The sequence below is a fragment of the Mycobacterium simiae genome (assembly GCF_008370645.1).
Lineage (GTDB): Bacteria > Actinomycetota > Actinomycetes > Mycobacteriales > Mycobacteriaceae > Mycobacterium > Mycobacterium simiae_A.
This window is the reverse complement of sequence record NZ_VTZN01000134.1, coordinates 1-14,906: the sequence shown is the minus strand read 5'-3', so window position 1 is coordinate 14,906 and position 14,906 is coordinate 1. Positions and strand designations below refer to the sequence as shown.

Here is a 14,906-nt window from a genome sequence, read left to right as displayed (position 1 = left end):
AACGGCGGGGCCGGGGGGCTAGGCGGAGCAGGGATGGCGGCTACCGCCAGCGCAGCCGCCGGCAACGGCGCACCAGGCGGTGTCGGCGGGGCGGCCGGGCTGTTCGGTGCGGGCGGGCGCGGTGGCGCTGGCGGGGACGGCGGAGCTTCCACCCTGCAGGACCCCGGCGACGTCACCGGAGGTGGTGGCGCCGGCGGCGCCGGCGGCGGTGGCGGGCTGGTGTCCGGCAACGGCGGCGACGGTGGGCGGGGCGGGGCCGCCGGGAACGCGAACGTGTGGGTGGGGGAAACCATAGAACCAGGACTGGCGCTCGCCGGCGCCAGCGGGCACGGCGGCGCCGGTGGCGCTGCTGGGTTGTTCGGTGCGGGTGGAGCAGGCGGCGTCGGCGGAACTGGCGGGTTCTCCGGCGGAAATGGACGCGTCAGCGGAACAGGTGGCGGCGGTGGCGAGGGCGGCCATGGTGGCTGGCTCTACGGGACTGCTGGAGCCGGGGGAGCGGGTGGTACCGGTGGGGCTGCCTCAACCGTGAGCCTGTCGGGGATATCTGGCTTCAGCTACTTCGACTCGATTGGCGGCAACGGTGGTGTCGGCGGTGCTGGCGGTGCCGCGGGGTTGGTCGGTACCGGTGGCGCCGGCGGCGTCGGCGGGGCCGGCGGTCTCAGTGGCGCTGACCGCGGGGGTAACGGCGGGGCTGGCGGCACCGGAGGTGCCGGTGGCTGGCTAGCCGGCCGCGGCGGGGCCGGTGGTCACGGCGGCGCCGGGGGCCCCATGTTCGTTTGGGGAGATGAGGGTATCGGTGGCGCTGGGGGTGATGGTGGGAACGTGCGGCTAATCGGTGCTGGCGGCAGCGCCGGGGTCGGCGGCTCGGGCAAGGTTGCCGGACCTGATGGCCGCCGCGGCGTCGATGGCTTGCTTTTTGGCTAAGCGGTCAGGGGCGCACTGGGAAACGGTGGTGCTGGCGGTGCTGGCGGGGATGGCCAGCTGTTCGGCGACGGCGGCGATGCCGGCGCCGGCGGTGGTGGCGCGGCTGCCGGACCTGGTGGCGTCCCCGGTGCCGGTGGCCTGCTCTTCGGCAACCCCGGAGCGGGATAACGCTTAGTTAGGCGGGCATCGTCCGCCGTTCCTCGGGCCCCCACAGCGGCTGCATGCCGCCGGGCAGCCTCAACTGCGTCGCGCTGATGACGTCGGCCAGGTCGCGCAGTGCTTTGTGGAGCGCGCCGAGTAAGTCGGCCAGTTCCGTGCGGCGCCCGTCGGTGATCTCGTCCAGCTCGGTGGGATCGGATCGCCGCAGCCGGGTGTTGATCTCGTCGGCCATCCGCTCGGGGCGGGACGAGCCGGAGGATCCGGGCAGGTCCTTGAGGTCGGCCCGCAGCCGCTCCAGCTGATACACCAACGAGCGCGGGTTGTGCGCGTCGAACAGCATCAACTCAGTCACTGCGGCGACGCTGACTTTACCCACATTGCGGCGGCGGTAGATGACTGACGACTCACAGGCTTCCAGGGTCGCCTCGATAATGGTTTGCTCGGCCACCGCGCCCCGCACCTCGGTCAGCGTGTCGGCTAGCAGCGCGGTCAGCCAGAGGCCGCGCTCGATGCGCTTGCCGATGTCCATCATGGTCCAGCCTGCGTCGCGCACCATCGACTCGCCGGCCACGCCGGACAGCGTCAGCATTCCGGCCAATGTCTGCGCCTGCGCATCGGCTAGCAGGGCGTCAGCCTCGGCGAGGGATTGCGGCGGGTCGGACCGCAGCGCAACCGCACGTTCGATGCCGGCCAGCACCATCCAGGTGTCGTTGGACAACTGGTCGCGCACCGCCCGGGCACACAGTGCGAGCCCTTCCACCGACTGCACGAGGGAGCCCGGCCGCTCCAGGTCCACGGTCATGGACCACAGCATTGAGGGGGCGACGGCGATCATCTCGGCGTGGTCGTTCGCGGCCCCGGCATCCGTCCCGGTGATCTGGCCGAGGGCGGCCATCAGCACCGGGACGCACTCGCTTTCCTCGGTGTCCTGATGGTGCCGGAAAACGTGATAGCGCTCGCGAGCCACGATCAGCAACCGGGCCATGTTCTCGGCGCGCTCGCCGTAACGTCCCATCCAGAACAGATCGGACAGCACCCGCGGGGAACTGAGACCCTGGGTGCCCACCCCCGTCTTGGCCCGTTGCATCAGCGACGGCGGCAACGCGGTGATCGTCACCGCCTCGGCGATCGCGCGCTCCGTGGGCCGCACCCAAATATCTTTGGCAGCAACCGATTTCAACGTGTACGCGGCCGGCCCGGGCGCCAGGACGTAACCCAGGCCGCCGATCATCGGCGCATAGCCGCTGCGTTGGGCTACCGTGAACAGCCGCATTCCGACCCCGGCTGAGGACAGCATGCCGGCGTGGTCGGTGGGTGCGCAGGAGAACGCCGGCACTTCCTGGCCGACCCACTGCCAGGGCATCGCCTCGATGCGTGCCGCCACCTCCGCCAATTGCTCCGCCGACAGCGACGGTCCAAGCAGGGTTGTGCCGCCAACAGCGGACTTGATCAGCAGCGACGGCAGCTTCGCCAGCAGATGCGAGCGTTCACTGGCGACGCCGCCCCAGTAGACCGGCGCGGTCTGCAGCAGCGGTTCCTCGCTGAACAATCGTCTAGCCAGCTCGGGCAGGAAGCGCAACAGCCCGGGGCTTTCCAGGATGCCGCTGCCCAGCGTATTGACCACGGTCACCGTTCCGCGGTGTTGGGCCTCCACCAAACCGACCACACCAAGCCGGGAATCGGCGCGCAGATCCAGCGGGTCCGCATAGTCGGCGTCGACACGGCGCAACACCACGTCGACACGTTTGAGCGTGCCCAGCGAGCGCATCCACAGCTTGCCGTCGCGCACTACCAGGTCCGCGCTCTCCACCATCGGAAAACCCAGCAGTGAAGCCAGATACGCCTGGTCGAAGGATGTCTCGGAGTAGATGCCCGGGCTGAGCACCACCACCACCGGGTCTTGGGCGACGTCGGGGGCCGCGTCGATCAGGGCCAGCCGCAGCGCCTGCGCGAACGGTGTGGTCGGTCGCGGCGCAATCCGCTCGTAGAGGTCGGGAATAGCGTGCGCGATCACCCGCCGGTCGGCCAGCGCGTAACCCGCGCCCGAGGGCGCTTGCGTCCAGTCGGCGTTGACTTGATAGCCGCCGCCGGGTAACCGGCTCACATCGCAGCCGTGCAGGAAAAGCTGGTGGTGCCCGGGCACCTTGATCCCGTTGGCAGGCCGCACATAGCCGGGGTGGGCGAAGATCAGCTGGGCCGGCAGCACTCCCTCGAGCAGCAGGTTGCGGGGCCCGTACAAGTCGGTGAGCACCGCATCGAGTAGGCGGGAGCGTTGCACCAGCCCGGCTTCCAGAACACCCCAGTCTTCGGCCGACACCACCAGCGGCAGCGTGTCCAGCCGCCAGGGCCCGGGCTCCAGTCCGTGGGCGCCGTGCTCGTCACGGGCGGAATCCACTCCGGTGTACGTGATGCCGTCATGGTCGATCAGGCCGTGCACCATCGAGCGCAACCGGTCCAGTCCCGCTCTGCCGCGCTCGGCGACCGCGTCGGCCAGCTCAGTCCAGGCCGGCCGCACCTTGCCTTCCGCGTCGACGAATTCGTCGTAGCTGATGCCTGGGCCCTCACGCAGGTCGAACAACGCTTCCTGGCTGCGCGCGGTGCGGTACCCGGCGAGCAGGCGGTCGACGTCAGCCACTGCTCGACTGTTTCCCAGTGCCAATTTCGTGCTAATCCGGGTGGCCATTACTGTTGAACGGTACGCACGCGTCGCAGGTCGAGGATGCCCGGCGCGCCGACATCAGTAAACATTCGCGCCTGCTTCTCCCGAATGTGGGACAAGTCGAGTTTGCCCGGAGTGAAGCCGGTGGCCTCGAACCGGCGGGCGCGGCGTGACTCCGCCTCGACGGCGTTGATTGGCGGCTCGTCGTAAGCGCGGCCGCCGGGATGGGCGACGTAGTAGGTGCAACCGCCACGCGACGTTCCGGCGGTCAGGTCGATGAGCTCGAACTGCAACGGACCGTCCGAGGAAACCGTCGGATGTAAGGCACTGGGCGGCTGCCAGGCCTTGAACCGCACCCCGCCCACGTGGATGTCCGAGTGGTCGGTGGCCAACAGGGGCACCGGGTAGCCGTTGCAGGTAACCACGTAGCGGTGGCGGTCGGCGCCGATGACGCGGACCTGGACGCGTTCCACCGACGAGTCGACGTAGCGGGCGGTGCCGGTAGCGGTGGACTCTTCGCCGAGGGTGTTCCACGGCTCAATCGCCCCGCGCAGCTCGATCTCCACCCCGTCGAAGACGGCGGTGCCAATGCGTGGGAAGCGGAATTCGGTGAACGGGTCCAGCCAGCTGGTCGCAAAGGCGATCTCTTGGGCGCGCAAGTCTGCTGCCACTTCGGCGATGTCGTGGATCACGAAGTGCGGCAATAGATATCGCCCGTGCAAGTTGGCGCCGTGGCGGATCAGCGGGGCGCGCAGCGGTTGCTCCCAGAACCACGCCAGCAACGAGCGCACCAACAACGACTGCACCATCGCCATGCGCAGATGCGGCGGCATCTCGAACCCGCGCAGCTCCAACAGGCCCAGCCGGCCGCGGGGGCCTTCGGGACTGTAGAGCTTGTCGATGCAGAACTCGGCGCGATGAGTGTTGCCGGTGATGTCGGTGAGCAGGTGCCGCAGCGCGCGGTCGGTGACCCATGGTTGCGGCTGGCCGCCCCCGAGCGGCTGAGAGAGCCGGGCGATCTCAGCGAACGCGATCTCGAGCTCGTACAGTGCTTCGGCGCGGCCTTCGTCAACCCGCGGCGCCTGCGAGGTAGTGCCGACAAAGCGCCCCGCGAACAGATAGGACAATGACGGATGACGCTGCCAGTAGGTCAGCAGCGAGACCAGCAGGTCTGGGCGGCGCAGTAGCGGTGAGTCCGCGGGTGTGACGCCGCCGAGGGTGATGTGGTTGCCACCACCGGTGCCGCCGTGCGTGCCGTCGACGTCGAACGACTCGGTAGCAAGCCGAGCGCGACGAGCCTCTTCGTACAGACTCTCCAGCTGCTGGAATTGTTCGGCGAAGCTGGCGGTGGGCGCGATGTTGACCTCGATCACCCCGGGATCGGGGGTAATCGTGGTCGACTTCAGTCGCGGGTCCGGCGGCGGGCCGTAGCCCTCGATTACCACCGGGCAGCCGGTTTTCGCTGCCGCGGCTTCGATACGCGCGATGAGGTCGACGAAGTGCTCGAGCGCCTCGGTGGGTGGCACGAACACATACAGCAATCCGTCGCGCACCTCGGCGACCATCGCGGTCGTCGGCGCGCCCTCGGGGTCCACTAGCACTGCTGGTACGGCCGCGGGCAGCGGCGGCAAGGCGTGGCCCACACTCAACGGGTCGGACTCGAATAATCCCCGCGACGGTCGCCAGCTGATCGAGTTCAGCGGCAGTCGCAGCCCGGCCGGCGAATCCCCCTCAATCAGCACCAGGCGACCGCGGCGAAATTGCCAATTGGCGCTGGCCCAGCCTGCGCCGTCGTCGCGGCGGTGCAGCGGCAGCACGAACGCGGCCGGGGAGCTGACCGATTCGTCCAGGCGTGCTAGTAGTGCGGCTCGCACCGCGGTGTCCGGGTCGGTTTCCGGGGCCAGATCGTCGGCCGGGTCCACCGGGTCGCCGGTCGGCGTCCGCACTGCGGCCGCTAGCCGGGCCAGCGGGTCTTCATAGGCCGGCCGTACCTGTGACAGCGGCAGCCCCATATCCTCGGCGAGTACGTCCAGCACCCGGTGGGCGGCGTCGGCATCGACCGGGGCCGGCTGGTCGAGCCAGGGATCTGCCAGCAGCGCGTCGTTGGTCCACAGTGGGCGCCCGTCGGTACGCCAATACAGCGCAATCTGCCACCGCGGCAACGGCTCTCCCGGATACCACCGGCCCTGGCTGCGCTGGATCAGCCCCTGCGGAGCCCATCGGGCTTTCAGCCGGGCCGCCAGATCCGACGCCCGCTGGCGCTTGTGCGGACCGTCGGCGGCGGTCTTCCACTCCGCAGAGACGTGGTTGTCCACCGAGACGAACGTCGGTTCCCCGCCGACGGTCAGCCGGACGTCGCCGGCGGCCAGCCGCTCGTCGACACGGCGGCCGACCGCACAGATTGTCTCCCACGCCTTGTCGGTGTAGGGCAGCGTCACACGCGGGTCTTCGTGGACCCGCATGACGGTGTTAGAGAATTCCAGCACCGTGCTGCAAACATCGGTGCCGCCGCTGATCGGAGCTGCGCTGGCCGGGTGCGGCGTGGCCGCCAGTGGGATGTGGCCCTCACCGGCGAACAGGCCCGACGTCGGGTCCAGCCCAATCCAGCCCGCCCCGGGAATGTAGACCTCGGTCCAGGCATGCAGGTCGGTGAAGTCGGCGGCCGGTCCAGACGGCCCGTCGAGTGATTCGACGTCGGACGCCAGCTGTACTAGGTAGCCGGACACAAACCGAGCGGCCAGCCCGAGCTGGCGCAGGATCGACACCAGCAACCACGCCGAGTCTCGGCACGACCCGATTCCGGTGCGCAGCGTGAAATCCGGTGTCTGGACGCCGGGTTCCATGCGCACGCTGTAGCCGACGTCGGTGTTGAGCGCGCGATTGACTGCCACCAGGAAGTCGATGGTGCGGGTGCCGTTGGGCACGCTGAAATTGCGCACCCATGCCTGCACGAGCTCCCCGGGTCCCGATCCGTCGCCGTCTTCGTCGACGGGCCGCAGGTACGGTTTGAGGTCGTCGGCCAGCGCCTTGGGATAGGTCATGCCTCCCGCTGGCCATGTCTCGGCCCACTCTTCGATGAAGAAGTCGAATGGGTTGATGACCTTGAGGTCGGCGATGAGCCCCACCGTGATGGTCAGCCGCCGCATGGGTTTGGGAAAGACCAAGCGGGCCTGGAAGTTTCCCAGCGCATCCTGCTGCCAGTTGATGAAGTGCTCGGCCGGCTCGACCCGCAGCGAGTAGGCCTCGATGGGGGTGCGCGAGTGGGGCGCCGGGCGTAGCCGCACGATGTGCGGAAATACCCGCACCAGCCGGTCAAAGGTGTAGCTGGTGCGGTGCTCCAGCGCAACTTTGATGCTCATAACCGCTGATCACATCACAACGCGGAGCAGCCCGCAGCACAGCGCCGCCCGCTTGTGATCGCGGGGTGCGCTGCGGCTGCCAGCTGGGTCTGTGTCGCGACCGGCTATGCCATCTGGGGGCCGGGCGGCGGCATGCCCACCGGGGGACCGGGCTGTTCCACTGGAACGACATTGCCGCCCGACAGCTTGCGGTAGGTGTAGATCTGGACCAGTACCGCGAGCGGAATACCGACGAACATGCCGACATAGCAGGCGAGTTCGCCGAGAACCACCGCCGCGACCTGCACCAGATACGACAGCAGGCTGGCGCCGAGGTTTGACCTGACAGTGGCGATGCTGTGCTTGATGGACTCGATCGGGGATAGGGATTTGTCGACCGCAGCCGCGATGGCGAACTGGGAAATAAAGCCGAAGATCAGGCCGGGGATGATGCACAGGACCGACCCGATTGATGTCCCGATGATGACCAGCAGTGCGGTGAGGATCACTGCGCCCAGGTTGCGCGGCTTGAAGAACGTCCCGATGGTCACCGGCCTGCCGTCGGCGATGTCGAGGCCGCCCGTCGTGAGTCCGGCATGCATGTATATGGCCACCGCCAGGATGGCGACGGAGATCAGGAAGATGACGATGCCCGCTATCGGGCTTAGTGCCACATCGGTCGATTCGTAGGTGTTGCCGTAGGCGTCGGTGATAGTGCTCGTCGTAGTGTCCGACAGCCCAAAGGTGACCCCAGCCATCACACCTACCAGGGCGCCGATCGCCACGGCATAGACGATGACGGGCACAACCAGCGCTGCGACGTTTTTGGTGAACTTGTTCCACGACCAACTGATGGCTTCACCGACGTTGAAATCCGGTGTCTGCGGTCCGCTGAAACCCGGCTGTGGCGGGTAACCCGCCGGAGGGGCGCTTGGCGGACCATAGCCGGGGGGCGGGGGCGGAGTGCCGCGGCCGGGAGCGGAGTAGCCTCCCGGTGCCTGGCCATAGCCGGCCGGCGGAAACGGTGGCACCGGCGGGCTCGGCGGTGACGGCGGCGGGGCCGGTGGTGGCGGCGGCAACGCCGGCCTACTCGCCCTCGGTGCCGCCGGCGGCGCCGGCGGCACCGGCGGGGAAGGCTTCGGCGGCGGCGTGGCCGGTGGCGCCCGCGGGGCCGGCGGCAACGCCGGCCCCGCCGCTGTTGAAGGGCCCGCCGGCCCCGCCGGTGCCCCCGGCCCCGCCGGCGCCGCCGGCTGAGAACCCGCCGGCCCCGCCGGCACCGCCGGCGCCGAACAGCATGGCGGCCCCGCCGGCCCCGCCGGCCTTACCGGCGGCGGACGCGCTCCCACCGGCGCCGCCGGCCCCGCCGCTGCCGAGCAGCCCGCCAGGCCCGCCGGCCCCGCCGGTCCCACCGTCGCCGGCGCCGCCTACCACGCCGGACCCGCCCGCCCCGCCGTTGCCGATCAACCACCCGCCGGGCCCACCGGGGGCGCCGGTCCCCGGGGCGCCGTTGGCGCCATTGCCGAACAGCGGGCGCCCGGTAGCCGCCTGCACGGGCGCGTTGAGCACGTCGAGCGCATTCTGCAGCACCGAGGCAGCCGAAGCCTCAGCACTGGCATACGAGGCCCCACCCATGCTCAGGGCCTGCACAAACTGCTGATGAAACGCCGCCGCCTGCGCGCTGAGCGCCTGATAGGCCTGACCGTGGGCGCCGAACAGTGTCGCGATCGCCGCCGACACCTCATTGGCGGCCGCGGCCACCACCTGTGTTGTGTTGGCCGCGGCGGCTGCGTTGGCCGCGCCGAGCATCGATCCAAGACTGGCCAAATCCGACGTCGCCACCGCCATGGCGTGCGGGGTCGCGATAACAAATGACATCTGACACCTCCCACTACGACATGACCACTAACGTCATACCGGCTTGGGAGTCCCCGGCCCCCGGGCCAGGTATCGGTGGGGGCACAGTGTATCGCGATAGGGGCACCAAACTCTGGGGTTTCCCCAGACGATCTGGTCCGGGTATCGTCGCCGACTCGGGATGGCCCCGACCCCGCGCGCACGGCCCGAAGGTCGGCCGCTATTGCCGCCGCATTCCCGATCAGACCAGCTCGGGCACCCTCAGGTGGGCGAGCGCCAGCTCGAATCCGCATTCGTCGAGTTCCTCGGCGTTCGCCTCCGGCATCGACGTGGCTTTGAGGGCGGTTATCTGGTCCCTGTTCCGTTCCATCGCCTCACGGCTGTCGAACGTCGTGCAGGACACCGCCCGTCCGGATGCGCGGTCGACCAGCAGGCTGGCACTGCAGAACCCGTCGAAGCCCTCGAGCTGGGGCAGGACCGACGACCTGTAGTACCCGATGCCTTGGTCAACTTGGTCCGGCGGCACCTTGACCCAGGTCGCCAGCACACACGCGCCTTCGGCCGAGCGGTGGTCGCGATGCATGACCGCGATCTCCCACTCTTCGACGTTTGCCGTACCCCCGAACATCTCCGCAGCCCGATCACGGATCGGCGTTACCCGTTCCACGCTGGCGTGCTTGGCGTCCTCGGTTTCCCAGGAGCTGGTAGCAATGCACCGGCCCGACTGCCGGTCGACCAACAGCGACACCCCGACGCACCCGTCGAGTTCCTGGAGCGCGGGCATAACCTCATCGCGAACGTGCGCAATTCCGGCGTCGATGGACGAGGGTTGCGCCTGCATTGTGGTAGAACGTGCGTACACGATCCACCCCTTTTCCCTTTGTAAGGGGCGGCGCCCCGGTGGCGCCACCGGTCCCACCAGATACCTTCCTCCTACCGATACGCCCTGGCAATCCTTATCTTGCGACGGATTGGCAGGCCCTTAGCAGGCCCTGTGCCGCCCCCGTAGGCTTGACAGGTGCATACCGACGTGCTGGATGTGGACACCTCGCGGCGCCGCATTGTCGATCTCACCGACGCGTTACGCAGGTTCTGCTTCGCCTACGGCGACGGCCTGTGCAACGTGTTCGTTCCCCACGCGACCGCCGGGGTCGCGATCATCGAGACCGGTGCCGGTTCGGACGACGACCTCGTGGACACCCTCGAGCGGCTGCTGCCACGCGATGACCGCTACCGGCATGCGCACGGCTCCTACGGCCACGGCGCCGACCATGTGTTGCCGGCCCTGGTCGCGCCGTCGGTGACGGTGCCGGTCTCTGGTGGGGAGCCGTTGCTGGGCACCTGGCAAAGCGTGGTCCTGGTGGACCTCAACCGGGACAATCCGCGGCGGTCGGTGCGATTGAGCTTTGTGCCAGGCTGAGCGGGCTGAAAGCGGTTTTACGACAGCCTTCTCATAGGCCGGCGAATAGGCTGGTAATCAGCCTCGACCAAGAAAACTAAGGAAGCGACGACAGTGCAGACACACGAGATCAGGAAGCGGTTCCTTGATCACTTCGTGAAAGCGGGTCACACCGAGGTGCCCAGCGCCTCGGTGATCCTCGACGACCCCAACCTGTTGTTCGTCAACGCCGGCATGGTCCAATTCGTGCCGTTCTTCCTGGGCCAGCGCACGCCTCCATACCAGACAGCCACCAGCATCCAAAAGTGCATCCGCACGCCCGATATCGACGAGGTGGGCATCACCACCCGGCATAACACCTTCTTTCAGATGGCCGGAAACTTCTCGTTCGGCGACTACTTCAAGCGCGAAGCCATCGCTTTGGCGTGGGACTTGTTGACCAACAGTGTCTCCGAGGGCGGATACGGGCTTGACCCGGACAAGCTCTGGGCCACAGTGTATTTCGACGACGATGAGGCTGCGGGGCTATGGCAGGAAGTCGCCGGTATGCCGGTCGACCGAATCCAGCGCCGGGGTATGGCCGACAACTACTGGTCGATGGGCATCCCGGGGCCGTGTGGGCCGTCGTCGGAGATCTACTACGACCGTGGGCCTGACTACGGTCCCGAGGGCGGTCCTGTCGTCAACGAGGACCGCTACCTCGAGATCTGGAACCTGGTGTTCATGCAGAACGAGCGCGGCGAGGGAACCACCAAGGAGGACTACGAGATCCTCGGCCCGTTGCCGCGCAAGAACATCGACACCGGCATGGGAGTTGAGCGGGTCGCGCTGGTTCTGCAGGGGGTGCACAACGTCTACGAGACTGACCTGCTGCGCCCGATCGTGGACACTGTGGCCTTGGTCGCCGCACGCCCCTACGACGTCGGCAATCACGCCGACGACGTGCGCTACCGCATCATCGCCGACCACAGCCGCACCGCCGCGATCCTGATCGGCGATGGGGTGAGCCCGGGCAACGACGGTCGTGGTTACGTGCTGCGGCGGCTGCTGCGCCGGGTCATCCGGTCAGCCAAGCTGCTGAACATCGACACGCCGATCGTCGGCGAGCTGATGGCCACCGTGCGCGACGCCATGGGCGCGTCGTATCCGGAGCTGGTCAGCGACTTCGACCGGATCAATCGGATCGCCGTCGCCGAGGAGACGGCGTTCAACCGCACCCTGGCTTCGGGCTCCCGGCTGTTCGACGAGGTGGCCGGGGCCACCAAGTCTTCCGGCGCCACGGTGGTTTCCGGGTCGGACGCGTTCACCCTGCACGACACCTACGGGTTCCCGATCGAGCTCACCTTGGAGATGGCCACCGAATCTGGTTTGACGGTTGACCAGGCGGGCTTTCGCGAATTGATGGCAGAGCAGCGCCGGCGCGCCAAGGCCGACGCCGCCGCACGCAAAAACGCACATGCCGACCTGACCGCTTACCGTGAACTGGTCGATGCCGGTCCCACCGAATTCACCGGATTCGACGAGCTGAGCTCCGAGGCGCGCATTCTGGGCATCTTCGTCGACGGCAAGCGGGTTCCGGTGGTGGCCCACCAACAGGGGGCAATCGACGCCGATCGGGTCGAACTAGTCCTCGACCGCACCCCGCTGTATGCCGAGTCGGGTGGGCAGATCGCCGACGCCGGAACCATCAGCGGAACCGGCAGCGCCCGCGCCGCCGTCACCGATGTGCAGACGATCGGAAAAACCCTCTGGGTGCATCGGGTCAACGTCGAATCTGGGGAGTTCGTTGAAGGTGACAACGTCATCGCGGCGGTCGATCCGGTCTGGCGTAAGGGTGCCACCCAAGGACACTCGGGTACCCACATGGTGCACGCGGCGCTACGACAAGTGCTGGGGCCCAACGCCGTTCAGGCTGGGTCGCTGAATCGTCCTGGCTATCTGCGGTTCGACTTCAGCTGGCAAGGCCCGCTGACCGAAGTGCAGCGCACCCAAATTGAACAGGTGACCAACGAGGCGGTTCAGGCCGACTTCGAAGTGCACACCTTCACCGAGCAGCTGGAGAAAGCCAAGGCGATGGGCGCGATGGCGCTTTTCGGCGAAAGCTACCCCGACCAGGTGCGGGTGGTGGAGATCGGTGGGCCGTTCTCGCTGGAGCTGTGCGGCGGCACCCACGTGCACAGCTCGGCCCAGATCGGGCCGGTGACCATCCTGGGCGAATCGTCGATAGGCTCCGGGGTGCGCCGGGTGGAGGCCTATGTGGGGCTGGAGTCGTTTCGACACCTGGCCAAGGAGCGGGCCCTGATGGCCGGGCTCGCGTCGTCGCTGAAGGTGCCCTCCACCGAAGTCCCCGCTCGAGTAGCCAACCTGGTCGAGCGGCTCAAGGCCGCCGAGAAGGAACTCGAACGTGCCCGGCTGGCCAATGCGCGGGCGGCTGCGGTGAACGCCGCTGCCGGAGCCGAGCGCATCGGTAACGTCCGGGTGGTGGCTCAGCGAATGTCCGCGGGAATGACCGCGGCCGACCTGCGTTCGCTGGTTAACGATATCCGCGGCCAGCTGGGTAGCGAGCCTGCGGTGGTCGCGCTGATCTCCGAAGGTGACAACGACAGCGTGCCCTACGCAATCGCCGCTAATCCCGCCGCTCAGGACCTCGGCATCCGGGCTAACGACCTGGTCAAAGGACTTGCTGCGGCCGTCGACGGGCGCGGCGGCGGCAAGGCCGACTTGGCTCAGGGCTCGGGAAAGAATCCGACAGGCATCGACGCCGCGCTCGACGCAGTCCGCGCAGAGATAGCGCGGGTCGGTTGAGTGGTTGCAGCACCGCACCGCCAGCCCGACCGGCCAGGCGATTCAGACCCCGGACCGGGACGCCGACTCGGCATTGACGTGGGCACGGTGCGCATCGGCGTGGCGTCTAGCGACCCCGACGCGATTCTGGCTACCCCGCTGGAAACGGTGCGCCGCGACCGCTCGGGCAAGCACCTACGCCGGCTGGCTGCGCTGGTTTCCGAAGTGCAGGCCGTCGAGGTGGTGGTCGGGCTGCCGCGGACGCTGGCCGACCGTATCGGTGCTTCCGCGCTGGACGCGATGGAAGTGGCCGATGCGCTGGCGCGGCGGGTGGCCCCGATACCGGTGCGGCTTGCCGACGAGCGACTGACCACGGTCAGTGCGCAGCGATCGCTGCGTGAGGCGGGTATCCGCGCGAAAGACCAGCGAGCGGTGATCGACCAGGCGGCGGCGGTGGCAATCCTGCAAGCCTGGCTGGATCAGCGCCGCAGTGCCGGAGCAGGCACGGTCACTGCACCGCTGGCCGGAGACGGCTGCGATGGCTGAGGATGTGCATCGTCATCGGGCTGCGCCGGTAGCGGTCGGGCCGCACCGGCATCGGATGAGCCGAGCGGAACGACGCAAACGCGACCGTGCGCGGCACAGCCGGCGCCGGCGGCGGCGCCTTCTCGGCGGATTGGCCGTCGGCGTGTTGGTCGCGGTTGTGGTAGCGGCAGTGGTCTTCGGCGGCAAGCTCTGGCATCTCGTGCTGGGAGCTGATAACGACTACACCGGTGCCGGCAAGCGCGACATTGTCATTCAAATCATGGCTGGTGACTCGACGACGGCGGTGGGGGAGACGCTCTACCACCGCGGCGTGGTGAAAACGGTTCGGGCGTTCGTCGATGCCGCGCACGGCAATGCGGCGATTTCGGCTATCCAGCCGGGCTACTACCGGACCCGTACCGAAATTCCGGCGGCCAACGCCGTTGCCCGGCTAACGGACCCGAAGAACCGGGTCGGCAAGCTGGTCATCCCGGAAGGACGTCAGCTTGACGACACCACCGACATGAAAACCAACGTGATGACCCCGGGCATTCTCACGTTGATTTCGCGGTCTACGTGTGTGGACCTCGACGGTGACAAACATTGCGTCTCGATGGCTGATCTACGTGCCGCAGCAGGCAAGAGTATGCCAGCGACGCTGTCGGTGCCGCCCTGGGCGGTGGAGCCGGTCATCGAGCTCGGAGATGACCACCGCCGCATCGAGGGCCTCATCGCGCCGGGCACTTTTAACGTCGACCCCGCTGCCTCAGCGGAGACCATCTTGTCGTCGCTGATCAGCGCAGGCGCCGGGGAGTACGCAAATTCTGGGTTAGTCGATACCGCCAAATCTCTGGGCCTGTCGCCCTACGACATCCTCGTGGTGGCGTCGCTGGTGCAGCAGGAATCCAACACCCAGGACTTCCCAAAGGTCGCACGGGTCATTTACAACCGCCTGCACGAGCACCGCACCCTGGAGTTCGATTCGACCGTGAACTATCCGCTGGATCGCCGTGAGGTAGCCACCAGTGACGCTGACCGTGCCCAGCGCACGCCGTGGAACACCTATGTATCCGAAGGGCTGCCGGCGACCGCAATCTGCTCGCCCGGGGTCGACGCGCTGCGCGCGGCCGAACACCCGGAGCTGGGTGACTGGCTGTATTTCGTCACCATCGATGCTCAGGGGACTACCTTGTTCACGCGGGACTATCAGCAGCATCTGGCCAACATCGAGCTGGCTAAGCACAATGGCGTCCTCGACTCCGCG

At 67.9% G+C, this 14,906-nt stretch carries 9 protein-coding genes and 2 pseudogenes; 6 read left to right on the top strand and 5 right to left on the bottom strand.

Going from position 1 to position 14,906, the window contains the following annotated elements:
- Nucleotides 1-33: 33 nt before the first annotated feature.
- Together F0Q45_RS27880 and F0Q45_RS27875 are read left to right on the top strand one after the other, a co-directional pair.
- A pseudogene (locus tag F0Q45_RS27880) lies at nucleotides 34-864 on the top strand (PE family protein); the annotation flags it as partial.
- Nucleotides 865-886: 22 nt separating this feature from the next.
- Complete coding sequence (locus F0Q45_RS27875; RefSeq protein ID WP_188113020.1) at nucleotides 887-1,099, top strand: hypothetical protein; 213 nt, start codon at nucleotides 887-889, stop codon at nucleotides 1,097-1,099.
- On the opposite strand, the gene F0Q45_RS18950 is transcribed toward F0Q45_RS27875, so the two are convergent.
- From F0Q45_RS18950 to F0Q45_RS18930, 5 genes and pseudogenes are all read right to left on the bottom strand, one after another.
- Nucleotides 1,100-3,766, bottom strand: a complete 2,667-nt coding sequence (locus F0Q45_RS18950) for a circularly permuted type 2 ATP-grasp protein (protein ID WP_149655403.1) — start codon at nucleotides 3,764-3,766, stop codon at nucleotides 1,100-1,102.
- Nucleotides 3,766-7,101: a transglutaminase family protein gene (locus tag F0Q45_RS18945; RefSeq protein ID WP_149655402.1), complete on the bottom strand. Its 3,336-nt coding sequence runs from the start codon at nucleotides 7,099-7,101 to the stop codon at nucleotides 3,766-3,768. The genes F0Q45_RS18950 and F0Q45_RS18945 overlap by 1 nt, the downstream gene beginning before the upstream one ends.
- 104 nt (nucleotides 7,102-7,205) lie before the next feature.
- Nucleotides 7,206-8,261, bottom strand: coding sequence for a hypothetical protein (locus tag F0Q45_RS30295; protein WP_373425035.1), 1,056 nt, complete (start codon nucleotides 8,259-8,261; stop codon nucleotides 7,206-7,208).
- Nucleotides 8,173-8,955, bottom strand: a pseudogene (locus F0Q45_RS18935) (PE family protein); the annotation flags it as partial. The pseudogene F0Q45_RS18935 and the gene F0Q45_RS30295, both read right to left, overlap by 89 nt.
- A gap of 220 nt (nucleotides 8,956-9,175) precedes the next feature.
- Nucleotides 9,176-9,796 (bottom strand): hypothetical protein, encoded by a 621-nt coding sequence (locus tag F0Q45_RS18930; RefSeq protein ID WP_149655400.1) that lies wholly within the window; start codon nucleotides 9,794-9,796, stop codon nucleotides 9,176-9,178.
- Between the two features lie 168 nt (nucleotides 9,797-9,964).
- Between F0Q45_RS18930 and F0Q45_RS18925 the strand changes: the two genes are divergently transcribed.
- From F0Q45_RS18925 to F0Q45_RS18910, 4 genes are all read left to right on the top strand, one after another.
- Nucleotides 9,965-10,354 (top strand): secondary thiamine-phosphate synthase enzyme YjbQ, encoded by a 390-nt coding sequence (locus F0Q45_RS18925; protein ID WP_149655404.1) that lies wholly within the window; start codon nucleotides 9,965-9,967, stop codon nucleotides 10,352-10,354.
- Nucleotides 10,355-10,447: 93 nt separating this feature from the next.
- Entirely contained in the window at nucleotides 10,448-13,138 is a 2,691-nt protein-coding gene (alaS, locus tag F0Q45_RS18920; RefSeq protein WP_149655399.1) for an alanine--tRNA ligase, read from the top strand.
- Nucleotides 13,139-13,663, top strand: coding sequence for a Holliday junction resolvase RuvX (gene ruvX / locus F0Q45_RS18915; RefSeq protein WP_149655398.1), 525 nt, complete (start codon nucleotides 13,139-13,141; stop codon nucleotides 13,661-13,663).
- Nucleotides 13,656-14,906, top strand: a 1,251-nt coding sequence (locus tag F0Q45_RS18910) for an endolytic transglycosylase MltG (RefSeq protein WP_149655397.1), incomplete at its 3' end; no start/stop codon positions are given. The genes ruvX and F0Q45_RS18910, both read left to right, overlap by 8 nt.